This is a genomic window from Schwartzia succinivorans DSM 10502, assembly GCF_900129225.1.
Taxonomy (GTDB): Bacteria; Bacillota; Negativicutes; order Selenomonadales; family Selenomonadaceae; genus Schwartzia; species Schwartzia succinivorans.
The window spans coordinates 39,038-56,396 of the sequence record NZ_FQUG01000010.1 but is presented as its reverse complement, the minus strand read 5'-3'; the positions used below and the strand labels follow the sequence as shown (position 1 = coordinate 56,396).

Annotated in this window: 17 protein-coding genes and 1 tRNA gene; 6 read left to right on the top strand and 12 right to left on the bottom strand. The window is 47.4% G+C overall.

The window, feature by feature from the left end:
* The first annotated feature begins 229 nt into the window (after positions 1-229).
* Together BUA83_RS10925 and BUA83_RS10920 are read left to right on the top strand one after the other, a co-directional pair.
* A complete protein-coding gene (locus tag BUA83_RS10925) occupies positions 230-1,153 on the top strand; it encodes a sirohydrochlorin cobaltochelatase (protein WP_072936324.1) in 924 nt (307 codons plus the stop codon).
* Positions 1,154-1,331: 178 nt separating this feature from the next.
* The gene (locus BUA83_RS10920) at positions 1,332-1,850 is read left to right on the top strand and encodes a LexA family protein (protein ID WP_072936323.1); all 519 of its coding nucleotides are present in this window, start codon (positions 1,332-1,334) and stop codon (positions 1,848-1,850) included.
* Positions 1,851-2,006: 156 nt separating this feature from the next.
* On the opposite strand, the gene BUA83_RS10915 is transcribed toward BUA83_RS10920, so the two are convergent.
* The 4 genes from BUA83_RS10915 to BUA83_RS10900 form a co-directional block, all read right to left on the bottom strand.
* Positions 2,007-2,083: transfer RNA gene (locus BUA83_RS10915), tRNA-Arg, on the bottom strand.
* A gap of 46 nt (positions 2,084-2,129) precedes the next feature.
* Positions 2,130-2,747 (bottom strand): DNA-3-methyladenine glycosylase I, encoded by a 618-nt coding sequence (locus BUA83_RS10910; RefSeq protein WP_072936322.1) that lies wholly within the window; start codon positions 2,745-2,747, stop codon positions 2,130-2,132.
* Positions 2,748-2,828: 81 nt separating this feature from the next.
* Positions 2,829-4,736 (bottom strand): heavy metal translocating P-type ATPase, encoded by a 1,908-nt coding sequence (locus BUA83_RS10905; RefSeq protein ID WP_072936321.1) that lies wholly within the window; start codon positions 4,734-4,736, stop codon positions 2,829-2,831.
* Positions 4,737-4,747: 11 nt separating this feature from the next.
* The gene (locus tag BUA83_RS10900) at positions 4,748-4,966 is read right to left on the bottom strand and encodes a cation transporter (RefSeq protein WP_072936320.1); all 219 of its coding nucleotides are present in this window, start codon (positions 4,964-4,966) and stop codon (positions 4,748-4,750) included.
* A 180-nt stretch (positions 4,967-5,146) separates the two neighbouring features.
* Between BUA83_RS10900 and BUA83_RS10895 the strand changes: the two genes are divergently transcribed.
* A complete protein-coding gene (locus BUA83_RS10895; RefSeq protein ID WP_072936319.1) occupies positions 5,147-5,509 on the top strand; it encodes an ArsR/SmtB family transcription factor in 363 nt (120 codons plus the stop codon).
* Positions 5,510-5,575: 66 nt separating this feature from the next.
* On the opposite strand, the gene BUA83_RS10890 is transcribed toward BUA83_RS10895, so the two are convergent.
* The 5 genes from BUA83_RS10890 to BUA83_RS10870 form a co-directional block, all read right to left on the bottom strand.
* Complete coding sequence (locus BUA83_RS10890; RefSeq protein ID WP_072936318.1) at positions 5,576-6,226, bottom strand: class I SAM-dependent methyltransferase; 651 nt, start codon at positions 6,224-6,226, stop codon at positions 5,576-5,578.
* A gap of 106 nt (positions 6,227-6,332) precedes the next feature.
* Positions 6,333-6,518 (bottom strand): ferredoxin, encoded by a 186-nt coding sequence (locus BUA83_RS10885; protein ID WP_072936317.1) that lies wholly within the window; start codon positions 6,516-6,518, stop codon positions 6,333-6,335.
* A gap of 2 nt (positions 6,519-6,520) precedes the next feature.
* On the bottom strand, positions 6,521-7,312 hold the full coding sequence (locus BUA83_RS10880) for a DUF134 domain-containing protein (RefSeq protein WP_072936316.1): 792 nt from the start codon (positions 7,310-7,312) through the stop codon (positions 6,521-6,523).
* Between the two features lie 107 nt (positions 7,313-7,419).
* Entirely contained in the window at positions 7,420-8,409 is a 990-nt protein-coding gene (locus tag BUA83_RS10875) for a DUF3089 domain-containing protein (protein ID WP_144340536.1), read from the bottom strand.
* Between the two features lie 38 nt (positions 8,410-8,447).
* Positions 8,448-8,909, bottom strand: a complete 462-nt coding sequence (locus tag BUA83_RS10870) for a YbaK/EbsC family protein (protein ID WP_072936314.1) — start codon at positions 8,907-8,909, stop codon at positions 8,448-8,450.
* A 403-nt stretch (positions 8,910-9,312) separates the two neighbouring features.
* Here BUA83_RS10870 and BUA83_RS10865 point away from each other — a divergent pair, with 403 nt between their 5' ends.
* Positions 9,313-11,094: a flagellin N-terminal helical domain-containing protein gene (locus BUA83_RS10865; RefSeq protein WP_072936313.1), complete on the top strand. Its 1,782-nt coding sequence runs from the start codon at positions 9,313-9,315 to the stop codon at positions 11,092-11,094.
* An 88-nt stretch (positions 11,095-11,182) separates the two neighbouring features.
* Positions 11,183-11,836 (top strand): SGNH/GDSL hydrolase family protein, encoded by a 654-nt coding sequence (locus BUA83_RS10860; RefSeq protein ID WP_072936312.1) that lies wholly within the window; start codon positions 11,183-11,185, stop codon positions 11,834-11,836.
* Positions 11,837-11,932: 96 nt separating this feature from the next.
* Here BUA83_RS10860 and guaA read toward each other — a convergent pair whose 3' ends face one another.
* The 3 genes from guaA to recA are packed head-to-tail and all read right to left on the bottom strand — an operon-like array spanning position 11,933 to position 15,033.
* Positions 11,933-13,480, bottom strand: coding sequence for a glutamine-hydrolyzing GMP synthase (guaA, locus tag BUA83_RS10855; RefSeq protein ID WP_200796062.1), 1,548 nt, complete (start codon positions 13,478-13,480; stop codon positions 11,933-11,935).
* Positions 13,467-13,961: a regulatory protein RecX gene (locus BUA83_RS10850; RefSeq protein WP_072936310.1), complete on the bottom strand. Its 495-nt coding sequence runs from the start codon at positions 13,959-13,961 to the stop codon at positions 13,467-13,469. Before BUA83_RS10850 ends, guaA begins: the two co-directional genes overlap by 14 nt.
* Positions 13,945-15,033 (bottom strand): recombinase RecA, encoded by a 1,089-nt coding sequence (gene recA / locus BUA83_RS10845; RefSeq protein WP_072936309.1) that lies wholly within the window; start codon positions 15,031-15,033, stop codon positions 13,945-13,947. The genes BUA83_RS10850 and recA overlap by 17 nt, the downstream gene beginning before the upstream one ends.
* A gap of 252 nt (positions 15,034-15,285) precedes the next feature.
* On the opposite strand from recA, the gene BUA83_RS12915 reads away from it, so the two are divergent.
* A complete protein-coding gene (locus BUA83_RS12915) occupies positions 15,286-17,346 on the top strand; it encodes a methyl-accepting chemotaxis protein (RefSeq protein ID WP_072936308.1) in 2,061 nt (686 codons plus the stop codon).
* Positions 17,347-17,359 lie beyond the last annotated feature (13 nt).

The following is a 17,359-nucleotide window of genomic DNA, read 5'->3' as shown; positions in this document are numbered from 1 at the left end:
TGAAAACCCCGCTTACCACAAAGTTTCCTGTCAATTTGTTTACTTCTCAATAATACATCAGACAAGATGGCAAAACAACCCTGCAGCCTCCTGTATACAGCATCGTGCTGTCAATGAAAAAACTGTTAAAACCCATAATATATTTTTAATATCCCCCCCTACTCCATTGACTATATACCCACTACATGGTTTACTCTTTAGTGGTAAGATTTTCAATTTTCGGAGGCTGATGACAACGTACAAACTAAACAGTGCAGTAAAGGCTCCAACGCCTTCTCTGCTCAGAGCATCTCAAATAGGCGAGCTCTCCTACATCAACTCGGAGCTGCAGCATCTTGATGATAAAGACGCGATACTGGTAATGAGCTTTGGTACAACATTCAAGGGCACTCGAAAAGCTACCATACAGGCCACCGTTGACCAAATCCAATCGGCTCATCCTGACACCAAGGTAGCCCTGGCGTTCACTTCACACATAATTATCGACCGTGTAAAAGCCAATGAAGGCATGCAGATTCCTATTCCTGAAGAGGCACTCGACCAATTGGCAGCAGAAGGGTATACTCGTGTTGCACTTACAACTCTTGATATCCTTCCCGGAATGGAATATGCCTACAATACGGCAGTGTTTGATCACTACAAGGATAAATTCAAAAAAATTACAATGGGCACACCGCTTCTTTACTGGATGGGACAGGAAGACCAACGGGATGATTTTGAGCAGTTTGTCGAAGCGTTGAAAACACAACTTCCGGATAACAAGGATGATGAAGCTGTTCTTCTGATGGCGCACGGCACACCTCACCCTTCAAACGCCTTTTACACCATGATTCAGACACGTATTGATGCAGCAGGCATCAAAAACGTCTATATGTACACGGTAGAAGGCTGGCCCACGCTTGCGGATATCATTCCGCGTCTTAAACGCGACGGCATAAAGCATGTCACTCTCATGCCGGCCATGATGGTTGCAGGAGATCATGTGACAAACGATATGGCAGGGGATGATCCCGACTCCCACAAATCACAGTTGGAAGCCGAGGGTTTTACAGTAAGCACCTACATTCACGGCTTGGGCGAAAACGCCGCAATACGCCAGATTTTCGTAGACCGCGCGGACGAGGCCTACAATCTTCTTACATCAAACGAATAAAAAAATCCCGCAAACCTTATCAGTAAAGGCTTGCGGGATTTTAAATTTTCATAGCTTCACTTCATTTTTCTTAAACAAATAAACTATACATTACATTAAGAGAGTGTTAATCAGACTTTACATAAATATTTTATTTTTGTATACTCCACATGACAACAGTACAGAAAGGACACTTGTAATGACTTTAGAAAATACAATTCACGAATACAGAGAAAAGAATAAATTATCTATGGACGAATTTGCAAAATCTTTAGTTCAATCCCCACCCCTCCAGCCGGAAGATTCCGAGACCTGCCCCATACCTCTCATTGGAGACATCGCTGCAGGAATTCCAATAAACGCTGAACAGAATATCCGTGAATATATTCCCGTGAACCGCAGCATTGTGGAACGCTGTAACGGGGAATGCTTCTGTCTTAAGGTAAAAGGTACTTCCATGATTCCCGAAATTCTTGACGGGGATATTATCGTTGTGGATTCTGTTATTGACCCATCCCGCATCAACACCAAGGATAATATCGTTATTATGATAGAAACAACAGCCACAGTAAAACATCTCTCCATAACCGATAAAGGCTTTCTCCTGACCGCCAACAATCCTGACGTCTACAAGCCGCACTTCTATGACCGTGACCAGGTAAGGACACTTCCCGTAACAATAGCCGGCAAAGTCGTCAGCCTCCAGCGTGAGTTCTGAAAGAAGGAAGTCAGAGGTCAACGTCATTAATTGCGCCCAAATTGCGCCCAAATTGCAAAAAATGACCCTTTTTTTGGCACTACTGCTCCCATTTCATGCAAAAACAAAAATCCTCGGAAACCTTATCCGCAAAGGCTTTCGAGGATTTTAATTTCATGGTGCGATTGGGCGGAGTCGAACCGTCGACCCTCTGCTTAGGAGGCAGATGCTCTATCCAACTGAGCTACAACCGCAAGTAACGATATAGATTATATCAGAGATTTCTTAAAGCTTCAACAGTCAAAACTGCCTTGCATCCTTCTCCAACAGGCGTTTCTTTCTTACAGTCGGAAAATTTTCGTTTATATAACTGTATCTTTTGCAGTTTTTGTCATGATCATTGATTATCCCACACGCCTGCAAATGTGAATATATCGTCACAGGTCCGAGATATTTGAAGCCGCGTTTTTTAAGGTCCCTGCTGATTTTTACTGAAAGGCCGTTGCTTGCAGGTATCATGCCCTCGGCGTGATGGTCATATAGAATAGTTTTCCCGTCAGACCAATGCCATATGTAGTTTGAAAAGCTTCCCCACTCCTCGCGCAGTTTTTGGAAGCAGCGGGCATTATGTATGACAGCACGGATTTTCATCGGGGAGCGTATCATTCCCGGTGCTTCCATGATTCTCTGCACGTCTTTTTCGTCAAATGCTGCTATTTTATCAAAATCGAAGTCCGCAAAGCATTCATGAAAAATTTCACGTTTCTGTATCATCATGTTCCAGTTAAGTCCACACTGCATGGCTTCCATCATAAGGAACTCGAACTGCTTTATGTCGTCATGAAGGGGAATTCCCCATTCCTCATCATGATAGCGCTGCATTTTTCCGTTACAGCCTGCCCAGTCGCAATACGCCATATTTTCACCCCCATCATAGTATACCCTTTGTTTTCCAAAAGAAAAAGGATGCATGGTTTCCCACACATCCTTTTGAAAGCTTTATACGTTTTCAGGTTTTATACCTTTGACAAACATGCAGCGGAACGCATTCAGAACTGCGAGCACTGTTACGCCTACGTCAGCAAAAATTGCAAACCACATATTTGCCATACCGACAGCACCGAGAATCAGGCAGACAACCTTTATTCCGATTGCAAACCAGATATTCTCACGGACAATCGCCATGCATTTTCTTGCAATGCGCATTGCCGTCGGAATTTTCAGCGGATCGTCGTCCATGAGTACGACGTCTGCTGCCTCAATAGCTGCATCACTTCCCATTGCACCCATAGCGATACCGATATCCGCACGGCGGAGCACCGGTGCGTCATTTATACCGTCACCGACAAATGCCGTCATTTCGTTTTCGTCTTTACGCTCTTTGAGGATTTCCTCAAATTTCGCGACCTTATCCTGTGGCAGAAGATCCGTGCATACACGGTCAATACCTATATCCTTTGCAACTCTTTCGCCGACTTCCTTAACATCACCCGTGAGCATAACATTCTGGCGCACACCTGCTTTTTTAAGCTCCTTGAGGGCCTGTACGCTGTGATCTTTAACAACGTCACTGATGATGATATGACCTGCATATTTTCCGTCGATTGCCACATGAATGAGCGCACCGACAGGCTCGTTTTCACAGCCGTGAGTCTCAACGCCTGCGGTTGCCATCATCTTTTCGTTACCCGCATACACAACCTTGCCGTTGACCTTTGCCCGGACGCCCTGTCCTGCAAATTCCTCTACGTCTTCGACGCTGCAGGAATCTGCCTCATGAGCAAACGCGTTGCGAAGCGATACAGCAATCGGATGACTGCTGTGACGCTCTACATGCGCCGCCATGTGCAGAAGCATATCCTTATCGATGTCATCGGCATGGATGCCCGTCACATCGAACACGCCCTTCGTGAGCGTACCCGTTTTATCGAAAACAACAGTCTTCGTACTTGCAAGTGCCTCAAGATAGCTTGCACCTTTAACAAGAACACCTTCGCGGCTTGCCGTACCGATACCTGCAAAGAAACTGAGAGGTACGCTGACGACCAGAGCACATGGGCAGCTCATGATGAGGAAGATAAGCGCACGGTAAATCCATGTGCTCCACTCTGCAGGAGCGCCTGTTGCGATGTGATAAAGCGGCATGACAAATGCCAGAAGCACCGCGAGTCCTGTAACAATCGGAGTATAAACGCGTGCAAAACGCGTGATGAATTTCTCTGTTTTTGCTTTGCGGCTGCCTGCATCCTCGATAAGCTCCATAATCTTCGAAGCCGTGGATTCGCCGAATTCCTTCGTTGTGCGGATTTTCAAAACGCCGCTGAGATTGATGCAGCCGCTGGCAACATCCTCACCCTTTTTAATCGTACGCGGAACAGCCTCACCTGTAAGCGCAGATGTATCAAGGGAAGATGTACCGTCAATGACAACACCGTCGATAGGTACGCGTTCACCCGGGCGGACAACGATAACAGAGCCAACCTCTACATCGTCCGGGTCGACCTCTTCAAGCTGTCCGTCCTCGCCCTCTACGTTTGCCGTATCCGGAACGATGTCCATAAGAGCGCTGATGTCATTGCGGCTTTTGCCCACCGCATAGCTCTGAAACCACTCACCAATCTGATAAAACCACATAACAGCAATGGCTTCCGTGTAATCACCGTTATCATAAAGCGCAAGGGAAATAGCACCGATTGTCGCGATAGCCATCAAAAGGCTTTCGTCAAAGGCCTGACGGTTTTTGATACCCTGAAATGCTTTAATGAGGATATCATACCCGATGATGAGGTATGGAATCATATAAAGGACAAAACGTGCCAGTCCTTCGACCGGCACGAATTCCAACGCCAACATCATCGCGCCCGAAACAGCGATGCGAATTAAATTTTTCTTCTGTTTAGCGTTCATGTTGCTTCACCTCAGATGAAGACTTCGCAGTCTTCCTCGACCTTTTTGCAGTTAGCACGGACATTTTCCATAACCTGCTTCGGATCAGCACCCTCCTCGAACTCAACCTTCATCTTGAGTGCCATGAAATTTACGACTGCATCAGCAACGCCTTCCGTCTTCTTAGCTGCATCCTCCATGAGGTTTGCGCAGTTTGCGCAGTCGACTTCGATTTTGTAAGATTTCTTCATTGTAAATTCCTCCCATATGTTGTATTATGTATTTAGTTCAATTAAACGATTGTTTAATCGTTATATTGATAATAACCGAAATTTTCATTCCTGTCAATTCTTTTTTTTAAAATATCACATGCAACAAATAAAAAAAACCATGATATACTTGTATTAGTATATCTCTTAGGAGGAAATACAATGAATGAACGCCAACATCTTCCCCATCTTCACGACATGTCAGAAGAAGAGCTTGTCGGGCATATCCCGTCCGTAGAGACTATTGCTGCCGTCTCTGAGGCCATGAAGCAGCTTGGAGATCCAAGCCGCCTTCGTATTTTCTGGCTTTTATGCCACGCAGAGGAATGCGTACAGAACATTGCCTCTGCAATGGATATGTCAAGTCCTGCAGTATCCCATCACCTTCGTCTTTTAAAAAGCGCAGGTCTGATAGTATCTAACAGAAAAGGAAAAGAAATGTTCTACCGTGCAGCCGACACCGACCTTGTCGCATCACTGCACCACGGTATAGAGCAGATAGCAAGTATATCATGTATGGACTAAAAAAGCCGGGCGAAAATTTCGCTCGGCTTTTTTCATATATTGTCAATGGATATTTCACAGCGAACATTACTTTCGCAAACCTTCAACAGCAATCCAGGAGGTTCCGTTCTTCAGATGGACAGTTACCTCATCAAATCCTGCTGCACTGAAAAGTGTTTTGAACTCGTTTGGAGCCGGATTTCTAAGGTCATACCTGCGTATATTTTCCAGCTGCTCCTCCGTCAGTTCAGCTGCTCCATGGATATCTGCAATAAGTATAAACACTCCGCCGGGCTTCAACACACGGTACACCTCTGCCAGACTTTTTTCCGGTGCAGGCCAGAAATAAAAGCTTTCTACAGTCGTGATTTTATCAAAGCTCCTGTCGTTAAACGGCAGGGCATCAACAGACCCTTCAACAATTTTCATGCGTCCGCATGCTACAAGTTCCTTGTTAAACTCCTTGGATTTTGCAACCGAAAGCGAAGAATAATCTACGCCGTACAACGTCCCCCGCGTGACTTGCTCTGCTATCCGGCTGAGTGTCATGCCTCCGCCGCAGCCTATATCCAGCACGCAGTCCAATGCATCAAAATCGAAAAATGATAATCCCCAGCCCGTGACTTCGTAATGCTCGCGGTTCATTCGCTCAAGCATAAGTTCTCCTGCTTCACCTTCAGGTTTCCCCGGATTTCCCTTTTGTGTTATGCTCATATCTGTTTGAGCTTCATTACTCATTTTAAAACCACCTTTCACTCCATTCATCCTACCATATATTTACGCATACATCAAAAAAGCCGCGGCGCTTATTAAGCACCACGGTCTTTTTAAAATCTTACTGATTTCATACAGTATGGATAGCACCGACAGGGCAGCCGCCCATGGCATCCTCGGCATCCTCAAGGACATCCTCCGGCACATCATCTGCTATTGCTGCCACGCGGCCGTTGTCTCCCATAAAAAATACTGTCGGGCAAACAGCAGTACATGCTCCGCAGCAAACACAGGAGTCATCTACTTTGTACTTCATAATCATTCCTCATGATGATGGTGATGGCCGCAATGTCCGCCTTCATGATGGTGTCCACAGTGCCCGCCCTCATGGTGATGATGGTGTTCATGACCTTCCCCATGATGTCCGCAGTGGTGCTCTTCGCCGTGATGATGGTCGCATGTTGCCTCACCGACCTGTGCAAGCGTTCCTGCAATCAGTGCTTTTACGGCCTCATCTGCTTCACCGCTGCAGCCCGCGTAAAGAGTGATGCCTGCTTCAGACAGTGCCATCTGTGCACCGCCGCCGATACCTCCGCAAATGAGTGTATCGACCTCTGCCTGCTTCAAAAAACCTGCGAGTGCGCCGTGTCCCTGGCCGTTTGTATCTACGACCTCTTCTTTTTCAATCGTACCGTTATTTACATCATACAGCTTGAACTGCTGTGTATGTCCGAAATGCTGAAAAACCTCTCCGTTTTCATAAGTTACTGCGATTCTCATTACACCGCTTCCCTTCTTTTTCATATGTATAGATTCTTCCGTCTCACGCAGGCGATAGCTTCCGCCGGAAATAATAATGCGTCTTCCGTTTACCAGTGCATCTGCCAGTTTTTTGCGGGAGCTTTCATAGATTGATGTGACTGTCGTCCGAGCAATCTGCATTTCCTGCGCACATTCCTCCTGATTCTGCCCCAGCCAGTCAATACTGCGTATTGTCTCAAACTCATCAAGACTCAGCATAACAGGTGCTTCAGTGCTTTCATCATCAGGAGAAAAACTCCAAAAGTCGGGATATCCTCCGATACATCGGCACTTCGGTGGTCTCGCCATTCTGCCGCCTCCGTTTCTGACTTATGTCATCTATTATTTTACATTATTTATGACTTATGTCAATAACAAAAACTGCGGTCCCTTTCGGCCGCAGTTTTTCACTGTATTTAATTCTTTCCACGTGCCTCTTTCCAGGCATCAATTCTTTTCAGGACGTTTTCCTGCAGGTTGCGGTAAAAAAACATATAATCGTATATATGATACGACCCATCAGGCAAAAATCCCAGCAGTGCAGGATATTCTTTCGGCGTAACCTCAGTCACCTTCAGCGTTCCACGTTCGGTATCTATGTGAGCGCCGCAAAGTCGGGGTATCTCCTTAACTATGGCTGCCTTTCCGTCAGCCTGGACATATCCCTTATTTAGCCCCTTCCCCGCATGTGTTCCGTCAGTTTTCCAGTTCAGCGGATTTATTGAAAGCATTTTTACTCCCTTTGGAACAATAAGCGACTCAGTAAGCTCCGGTGCCTCACATTCAAAGCTGACTATCACGCCTATATCCGATTCTCCTTTTGCTGCCTTCAACTGCGGATATTTCTCCGTCATTTCTCTTGTGCACGGCCACCCTATTGCATAAGCTGCCACCAGCTTCTGCGCGGTCCAAGGGCATGCAAACTCATCCTGCAAAAGACGGTATATCATATCCGCTCCCTGAGAAAATCCTGCCAATATAATCGGGCGCCCGTTATTCTCGTGCAAAAGGTAATAGCGAAAAGTCTCTCTTAAATCTTCATATGCCGAGTCAAGCGCTCTCTTGCACTGCTCTCCGCCGACAGAATAATCTTCAAGTGTTGCCATCTCGTAATACGGCGCGAAAACACGAGCGTTTTTGTTATATATGCCAATCTCCATATTTGTCGCGTTGAGAATAGCCTCCCGAGTCTTTTCGTCCTCAATGTCCGCGTTCACGCCCGTCACCACAGCAGTCGGGCAGACAAAGAACACATCTGCATCCTTTCCTTTAACATCAGCTTCATAATACATCCAGCGTGCAGGGTTACTGACAGGAATCCCCGATGCAAGAACTGCTTCCGCAAACAGTACCTGTGCAAAAACTGCAAACGCGATAAGTATACCGAAATAACTTCTGCGCTTCATCTTATCCGCCCCTCTTACTTTTTCCAATATGTTGATTTTCACTTGCTTACATCTATCCAACTGTACTCTCCCACCGCATCCTCAAGCTCGGGAATAGTAAGCTTCACTCCGCTGCAGTCATCACCCGCCGCAGGATAAACCACCTCATGATTTTTCAGGCTCTCATCAAGATATATTCTGCTGCCGTCCTTTACTCCGAAGGGGCATACTCCTCCCGGCAGATGGCCTGTAAGCTCCTCAACGCGGTCATAGGGAATCATCTTTGCCTTTGTATGAAACACATCCTTGAATTTATGATTATCGACCCTTGCAGTTCCTTCAACAAGAATCAGAACCGCCGCGTCATCAACAAGAAACGACACCGTTTTAGCAATAGCCGCGGGCTCAGTGCCAAGGGCCTGCGCTGCGAGCTCTACTGTGGCCGTTGATGCCTCCGGCACTATAATCCTGTCAGCATATCCCTTCTCTTCCAGATATGCCTTTGCACGTTCAAACGACATTACTGCGCCTCCATTACACATTTATTTTCTTTCTTTTAATCCTTTACAGGTCATTATACAGCAATTATTCAAATTTTGTTGCGCAAGAACAAAGTATTTTACCCGCACTTTTCACTGTTGTAATTGTTTACAGCTTGACACACATCTATCAATTTTGATATTATTATTATAAATAGAGTTGTGGTATTTACTTATTGGCCGCAAACGGAATTGACAGCCATTACCACGGTGCCGAGTCCTGCTCTGCAATGGATTTGCAGCTGGCTCGGATAGGGATGTTCACCTTTTCAGGTGTACAAGAAAATACAGTGGCACAGGGCTGATAATATAGCTTTGTGCTTTTTTATTTTGCCGCAGGGACAGCGTCGCCCCACGCGGGTACAATCGAAAGGATTTGATTATCATGACCATGAAGGTCAAAAACAACACCTCCGCCACATCGACGCTGAATGTACTGGGGAGGAACCAAACTGAATTATCCAAGCAGCTTGCGCGCCTGTCCTCTGGAATGAGGATAAACGGCGCTGCTGATGATGCGTCCTCTTATGCAATCAGTGAACGTATGCGTGCGCAAATCCGCGGCGTCACTCAGGATCTCAAAAACACCCAGACTGCACGCAGTCTTATGAATACCGCCGAGGGTGCTGTTTCCTCTACCGTTGAGATACTAAAGACCTTCAAGGAAAAAGCACTTGACGCTGCTAACGACACAAACACCGATCGGGACCGTGCCATCATTCAGCGTGAGATTGACCAGCTCATCGCGCAGATTGATGACAACGCCCACGTTACCTACAACGGCAAATATCTCCTGAACGGCAGCATGGGAGGCAACATGCCTTCCGACGAGCACGGTGTCGTTGTAGATTTCATGAGCTATCTTGACAACGCAAACCTCTCCGCGCAGGAAGCACTGGACGGTGCAATTAACTATGCCTCAGGCGGTCTTTTCTCCGGCGAAAGTGACCTCATCAGCAGTTTCCTTGCCGACATGTCTTCAGGTGATTTGCTGGACATTACCGGAATAAACCTTTCAAATGCTGATACAGGTGCCATTACAGGCTTAGACGCAGGCGGAGAAAAAGAGAAAAACGCGGTGAGCGTTGTTCCTGAAGACGGAAGTCCCTATACAGGCGGTGTGCCAAGCGGTACCACCGTAATCAATGGTCTCTCTGTTGTCTGGCCTGACACAGGAAGTGACTCGGCCAAGCAGGCTATCGCAAAAGCGTTAAACAATCAATGGCTCTCGCTTTGCACCGACCTTATTCAGGAATCCTACGAGCTGAATTTTACTGACCCCGGCACGACAGTTCGCAGTATGACGGTAAATTTGTCTCCAACGTCAATTGGCGCAAACACCCTTGCACAGGTCGTATCTACCTATGACAGTACCGGCAAAACAATCGGACTTGAACTTCAGGTTAACATGGATTATTACGGCAACCTCGACCTTTCCGACGAAAATGGCGCTGTCGCAGGCGACCCCAATCAGCTTTACCTCGACCGCTGTATCGCTCACGAAATGGTTCACGCGCTGATGGCAGCAAATATCACGCATTTTGCCGACCTTCCGAAATACATCAAGGAAGGCGCGGCAGAGCTGGTACACGGTATCGACGACTACAGGAAAGTTACGATTGAAGCCATGGTCGCAGATCAGGCGAGGCTCAAAAACGCGCTCGAAAACTCGGGGAGTGTGTCCGGTGATGACGCGTATGCGGCAGGCTACATGATTCTCCGCTACATGGCGCACCAGGCAGCCAATGCAGAACCCGAAAAACGTATGGCATTCCAGATTGGGACCAAGGCAAATCAGGCCATCAAAATCGGCTTTGGCGATATGCGCTCCACTGCTCTCGGGCTCAAGAAAGAGGACGGCACAACACTCAGTGTCGAAACGCAGAAGAAAGCTACTGCAGCTATTACCGTTATCGACCGCGCTATTTCCAAGGCACTCAATCAGCAGACTACGATTGGTGCAATCCAGAGCCGCCTTGACTTCACGGCATCGAACATCATCACCGCTCACGAGAACGTCACGGCCTCGGAAAGCACAATCCGCGACGCAGACATGGCACTCACCTTCACTGAGTACACTAAAGCAAACGTACTCATGCAGGCAGCACAGGCTATGCTGGCGCAGGCAAATCAAAACAGCAGCTCCGTGCTATCACTGCTGCAATAACACACAAACAAAAAGCCTAAAGTGCGTAAAATTTACAGATTTAGGCTTTTGAATTTCTTTTACTTCCAAGCATCGGGAGGAATTCGCCATGACACTAAAAATTACTGAAGAAATGGAAAACAGTCTTATCCTGCGGCTTTTGCAGGAAGCCGCAGCAGTATGCTTTATAGGTGATTCCCTCACAGAAGGAACCATAAACGGAGGAATTCCCTGGTATAATCCTATCCGCCAATGGATATCCGGAAGAATAGTCAATGTTTCTCAGGGAGGCATGACCACAACAGCTCTGCTGGCGGTCTATCTTAGAGAGATTCTCAACTCCGAAGCTGAGCTTTACGTGATTGCCGTGGGCGCAAACGACATACTTTTCCGCGATGCTGAATTCTGTGCCATAACAGCTGAAGAATATATCCAAAATCTCCAGAGCATCCGTACCGCAGTGGTAAACCGCATGCCTGAAGCAAAATTCGTATTCATCGCACCGTGGATTGCCATGGATGGAGACATGAGCATTATCGGCGGCATGAAGCCTCCCGACACAGACCTGGCATACAACAGCTACACATCAGCCCTGAAGGAATGGTGTTCAACAAACGGAGATACATTCATCAATGCCAACGAATATCTCGCAGACCATTTTTCAAAGCATCCGCAAAGTGACTATCTGATAGATTTCATCCACCCGAACTCAGGCCCGGGGGTAAAGCTTTACGCAGAAGCAGTGCTGAAGGAATGCAAGTAAAAATTATCACAGACATTTTTACGGAAACCTTTAATACCATATACATACAAAAAATCCCTCAACCCGCTGTCATAGTGGATTGAGGGATTCTTGCCATTATTCGAATTCAATGGTAGCAGGGGGTTTGCTTGTGCAGTCGTACATTACACGGTTTACTCCCTTTACCTCATTTACGATTCTGTTTGTTACCTTTTGCAGGACTTCCCATGGAAGCTGCGCGCTTTCAGCTGTCATGAAATCACTTGTCATAACAGCTCTTAAAGCGATGGCGTAGTCATAGGTTCTGAAATCTCCCATGACGCCGACGGAGCGCATATTCGTAAGCGCAGCAAAATACTGTCCGAGATTCTTGTCCACGCCTGCCTTTGCAATCTCCTCGCGATAGATATAGTCAGCCTCCTGAACGATACGAACCTTTTCTTCCGTCACTTCGCCAATAATACGGATGCCGAGTCCGGGTCCCGGGAAAGGCTGACGGCGTACAAGTTTGTCGGGTATTCCGAGATTCGAGCCCACCTGACGCACCTCATCCTTAAACAGCATGCGCAGCGGCTCGACGATTTCCTTGAAATCAACATAATCCGGCAGACCACCAACATTATGATGGGATTTAATGACCGCAGATTTCCCAAGGCCGCTCTCTATGACGTCAGGATAAATCGTTCCCTGTACGAGGAAATCGACCTTTCCGATTTTCTTAGCCTCGGCCTCGAATACGCGGATAAATTCTTCTCCGATAATCTTGCGTTTCTGCTCCGGTTCCGTAACACCCTTGAGCTTCTCATAGAAACGTTCATGCGCATCAACGCGGATAAAGTTCAGGTCGTATGGTCCTTCAGGACCGAATACCTCTGAGACCTCTTCACTTTCATTTTTACGCAAAAGGCCGTGGTCTACAAACACGCAGGTAAGCTGCCTGCCGACTGCCTTTGAAAGAAGAACCGCCGCAACCGATGAATCAACACCGCCCGACAGAGCGCAGAGTACACGTCCGTTTCCGATTTTTTCTTTCAGCTGTGCAACTGTGGTGTCAATGAATGAACCCATTTCCCAGTCACCCTTGCAAGCGCAGATATTACGCACAAAGTTTCTGAGCATCGTCTTTCCTTCAACAGTATGCAAGACCTCCGGATGGAACTGAACCGCGTAAAGCCCGCGGGCTGCATTTTCCATTCCGGCCACAGGGCATACCGGCGTCTTTGCTGTAATCGAAAAGCCCTCAGGTGCCTTTTCAATGTAATCCGTGTGACTCATCCAGCAGATGGTCGGTGTAGAAACACCTTCGAAAAGCTTCGAGGCTGTTTCCGTGATTTCCACCTCAGTCTTTCCGTATTCGCTGACCGGAGCTGTTTTTACAGTACCGCCCAGCACATGCGCCATAAGCTGACTTCCATAGCAAATACCAAGCACAGGAATCCCCAGTTCAAAAAGGCCCTTCTCATATGTCAGTGCTTCAGGTCCATAAACGCTGTTAGGTCCGCCTGTCAGGATAATTCCCTTCGGGTTCTTTGCCTTGACCTCTTCCAGCGTCATCGTATATGGATGCACCTCGCAATATACATTGCACTCTCTCACGCGGCGCGCAATCAGCTGATTGTACTGTCCTCCGAAGTCCAGCACCAGCACTAATTCATTCGTCAAAATACTGCTCCTCCTCTATCCTGTCCGGATACTCTTCACTAAAACGATGCACCGCAGCCTCACATACAGAAAAACTGAATCCGCGGCGATATAAGAACTGTTTAATTTTATCACGTTTCACAGTAGAGCGAAAGTGTCCGCAGGCCGCCCGAAATGCAGCCTCCTCCTCATGCTCCTCCTTGTCCTCAGGAATACACGAATACACGAGCTCGCGAGGAAAGCCTCTCTGTATCAGCTTTTGACAAATCTGTCTTACACTCATTCGTCCATCTTCAAAAAAGTATCCGAACTGACGGCGGCAGGCCTCCTCATCGTTCAGATAATGCTTTTCCCTTAGACGTTCAAAGGCATAATCAATTTCATCCTCTGTATACTCACGCCTCATGAGCTTCTCGCGAAGCTTTGCTTCACTGTGCTCCTGCTGAGCAAGCAGCTCAACCGCCTTGACCAGCGCGGTGGGCTTTTCCTTAATCCTTCGACGCATCCGCCTTCTCCGTCTTAGGTGCTGTCTTTGCAGCCCTTGCCGTTGCCACCGCGAGCTTCTCGTCAGCCTTCTTTGCTTCTTCCTCCGCACGTTCCTTGAGCTTTACGCGAATCTTTTCAGAGATTTCATCATAGAGTTCAGGCTGTGATTTAAGCACACCCTTTACTATCTCACGGCCCTGTCCGAGACGGTTTCCGTTGTATGAATACCACGAGCCGCTCTTGCCAAGGATATCAAGGTCGGCTGCCATATCAATGACACAGCCCTCACGGGAAACGCCCTCTCCGTACATGATATCAAATTCACATGTTCTGAACGGAGGCGCTACCTTATTTTTAACGATTTTCACCTTTGCATGATTTCCGATGCTCTCTGTACCCTGTTTTAATGTATCACCTTTGCGTACATCTATGCGGATAGTAGAGTAAAACTTAAGCGCACGGCCGCCTGTCGTAACCTCCGGGCTTCCGTAAACAACGCCGACCTTTTCACGGATCTGATTGATGAATACAGCGACAGTCCGGGATTTGCTTATAAATCCGGTGAGCTTGCGCATTGCCTGGCTCATGAGACGTGCCTGAAGTCCAACATGAGTAGCACCCATTTCTCCGTCGATTTCTTCCTTCGGAACGAGTGCGGCAACCGAGTCAACAACGATGATATCGATTGCTCCGCTTCTGACCAGCGCTTCAACAATCTCAAGAGCCTGCTCTCCGTTATCCGGCTGGGAAATCAAAAGATTATCTGTGTCTACGCCCAGCTTTTTTGCATATACAGGGTCAAGGGCATGCTCTGCATCAATGAACGCCGCAAGGCCTCCACGCCGCTGTGCTTCCGCAATCATGTGCAGGGTAACCGTCGTTTTACCTGAAGATTCAGGGCCATATACCTCAATGATACGCCCACGCGGCAGCCCGCCGACTCCCAATGCTTCATCAAGCGGAAGAATTCCCGTCGGAATTACCTCTACATTAAGATTCTTTGTCGCATCTCCGAGACGCATTATGGAACCCTTACCGAAATCCTTTTCAATCTGTTTAAGTGCATTTTCCAGCGCTTCTTTTTTATCCATGCTGAATATCCTCCCCGTTCCTGCGCAGTACGCGCCAAATCTTTTTTAATAATATCGTATTTTTTAATGCTTGTATAGAGGTTTTGGGATAAAAATCAAACAAAAGTTCTTCTTTATGAAAAATCCTTCCGAAATCAATTCAGAATTATTTTGAACATTAAGAAGGAAATAAAAAATTTTTCTCGAATATATATATTAATTTAGAATAAACAGGATTACAAAAGTGTTTTCTTTTTATATGGAGGGATATATATGCTCAATTTCTTATCTAAACCTGTTCTTACAAAAACGGCAGAAGCCGCACCGGCACCTGTTCAACCCGCACCGGCAACTGCTCCTGCTCAGCCTGATACAAAGGTGGCATATCTTTCGGCTTCAGAGCTTAATACTTCCACTCTGACCCCGCTTTTTGAAGTTGCAGGCGGGCCTGCGCTCGTCATCGGATATGTTTCACCGGATAACGATTTTCCAAGAGTCGCTTCAAGCATAAAAAATGTGCTTCCGCCAAACGCAAAGCTCATAATGATGACTACCTCCGGTGAGCTCTGCCGTCCGACAGGAAGCCGCACGCTTTACTGCGAGGCCGACGAGAACCGTGGAAGCATCCTCCTTCAGGTGTTCTCTCACCGTATGATTGAGGACTGCTACATCATGACGATACCTATTCCGAATGACGACCTCCGCCGCGGAGAGGTTTCCATGAGCGTAGATGAACGCGTCAGCCAGATGCGCAAAGAAATCGACCGTCATCACATACCGTTCCGCATGAACGTAAATCATACCTTCGCACTTCTTTACATCGACGGACTTTCCAACTGTGAATCCTTCGTAATGCAGGCATTCTACGAAAACGGAATGTATCCGATTCCGTTCATCGGAGGAAGCTCCGCAGGAAAGCTTGATTTCAAAAACACATACATTTACAACGACAGCCGGGTCCTGGAAAACGCGGCAGTAGCAGCAATCGTTCATCTCGGAAAGGACTACCGCTACGGCATTCTCAAGACGCAGGCTGTTGAGCGTACAGGAGCGAGCTTTGAGGTTGTAAATGCCAACTCCGCGCTTCGTTATGTCTCCACAGTTGCAGGAGACAACGCCGAACCGGTTTCATTTATCGAAGCTCTCAAAAAAGAGCTTAACTGCTCCTCTGTTGATGACCTCAACAAGGCAATGCAGGGCTACACCTTCGCAACGGATATCAACGGAGAAGACTTCATACGTTCCATATCCGGAATTGATGCGGAGAATGACCGACTCAATTTCTTCTGCGACATCGAGTCCGGTGAACGACTCTACCTCATGAAACGAATCAATCTTTCCAGTACGCTTCAGAATGCTTTCCGTGAATTCTGTAACGGAAAACCGACACCAATCGGAGGCATCCTCAATGACTGCATCCTGCGCCGTCTCGGATACCCTGACGAAATCAAGCATATTGATATGTTCTCCGATATCCCTGTTGCAGGTTTTTCCAGCTTCGGCGAAATCAGCGGACTGCACATGAATGAGACACTCACGGCTATTTTCTTCTACAACGTACCTTCCGGCACGGCACTTGCCGACCCGTATGTTGATTTCTTCGCCGGTCATTATGCTGCATGCCGCGAATTCTTCCTCAACCGCGTAATCGCACGTCAGCAGCGCGTCGGTGAACTCAAGGATCAGGTTCTTGACCTCTTCGAGGAATATCAGCAGCGCCTGCCGTCCATAATTCAGACGATTATGCAGATGTCCAGGGACGTCGATGTTGTTCAGTCCTCCATGAAGGAGCTCTCCGGCGGCATCGACGAGCAGGGTTCGTATTTCAACCAGCTCATGTCACGTAACGCGGAAATCACTCCGAAGCTCCAGCTTCTCAGTGCCAGCACGGATAAGATTACAAGTGTCATGCAGATGATTACGGAAATATCCTCGCAGATTAATCTGCTCGCACTCAACGCGGCTATTGAGGCTGCCCGTGCCGGCGAAGCAGGCCGCGGCTTCTCGGTTGTCGCCCAGGAGGTAGGAAAGCTTTCCAAGAGCACTCAGGAAAGTGTCCACAGCTCTGATGAGGCCATCCATACTCTTGTCCGCGATGTCAAGGAAATCGATTCCATCCTTGCTGACAACAAAGAGTTCGAAGAGAAAATCAGTGAGTTTGACAAACGCTTTAACAAACAGGTCTCCCGGGTACACGAGAGCCTCGACAGCAGTCTGGAGCATATCAGCCGCTCCTCTCACGCTATCGAGGATCTCAACGAGGTAAACGCTACTGTCACAGAGAAACTCACCGCACTGCAGCAGATAATAAAGAATATCGAGCTGGGAATTTAAGGCACATGCAAAT

Excerpts from the sequence above, each read along its gene's own strand:
- BUA83_RS10870 (WP_072936314.1), bottom strand. The coding sequence starts at position 8,909 with ATGTCGTTTGAACGTGCAAAGGCATATCTGGAAGAGAAGGGATATGCT.
- BUA83_RS10900 (WP_072936320.1), bottom strand. The coding sequence starts at position 4,966 with ATGAAGAAATCTTACAAAATCGAAGTCGACTGCGCAAACTGCGCAAAC.
- BUA83_RS10905 (WP_072936321.1), bottom strand. The coding sequence starts at position 4,736 with ATGAACGCTAAACAGAAGAAAAATTTAATTCGCATCGCTGTTTCGGGC.
- BUA83_RS10850 (WP_072936310.1), bottom strand. The coding sequence starts at position 13,961 with ATGCGTCGAAGGATTAAGGAAAAGCCCACCGCGCTGGTCAAGGCGGTT.
- BUA83_RS10875 (WP_144340536.1), bottom strand. The coding sequence starts at position 8,409 with ATGAAGCGCAGAAGTTATTTCGGTATACTTATCGCGTTTGCAGTTTTT.
- BUA83_RS10890 (WP_072936318.1), bottom strand. The coding sequence starts at position 6,226 with ATGAGTAATGAAGCTCAAACAGATATGAGCATAACACAAAAGGGAAAT.
- BUA83_RS10880 (WP_072936316.1), bottom strand. The coding sequence starts at position 7,312 with ATGGCGAGACCACCGAAGTGCCGATGTATCGGAGGATATCCCGACTTT.
- recA (WP_072936309.1), bottom strand. The coding sequence starts at position 15,033 with ATGGATAAAAAAGAAGCGCTGGAAAATGCACTTAAACAGATTGAAAAG.
- BUA83_RS12915 (WP_072936308.1), top strand. The coding sequence starts at position 15,286 with ATGCTCAATTTCTTATCTAAACCTGTTCTTACAAAAACGGCAGAAGCC.
- BUA83_RS10925 (WP_072936324.1), top strand. The coding sequence starts at position 230 with ATGACAACGTACAAACTAAACAGTGCAGTAAAGGCTCCAACGCCTTCT.
- BUA83_RS10910 (WP_072936322.1), bottom strand. The coding sequence starts at position 2,747 with ATGGCGTATTGCGACTGGGCAGGCTGTAACGGAAAAATGCAGCGCTAT.
- BUA83_RS10860 (WP_072936312.1), top strand. The coding sequence starts at position 11,183 with ATGACACTAAAAATTACTGAAGAAATGGAAAACAGTCTTATCCTGCGG.
- BUA83_RS10895 (WP_072936319.1), top strand. The coding sequence starts at position 5,147 with ATGAATGAACGCCAACATCTTCCCCATCTTCACGACATGTCAGAAGAA.
- BUA83_RS10865 (WP_072936313.1), top strand. The coding sequence starts at position 9,313 with ATGACCATGAAGGTCAAAAACAACACCTCCGCCACATCGACGCTGAAT.
- BUA83_RS10920 (WP_072936323.1), top strand. The coding sequence starts at position 1,332 with ATGACTTTAGAAAATACAATTCACGAATACAGAGAAAAGAATAAATTA.
- BUA83_RS10885 (WP_072936317.1), bottom strand. The coding sequence starts at position 6,518 with ATGAAGTACAAAGTAGATGACTCCTGTGTTTGCTGCGGAGCATGTACT.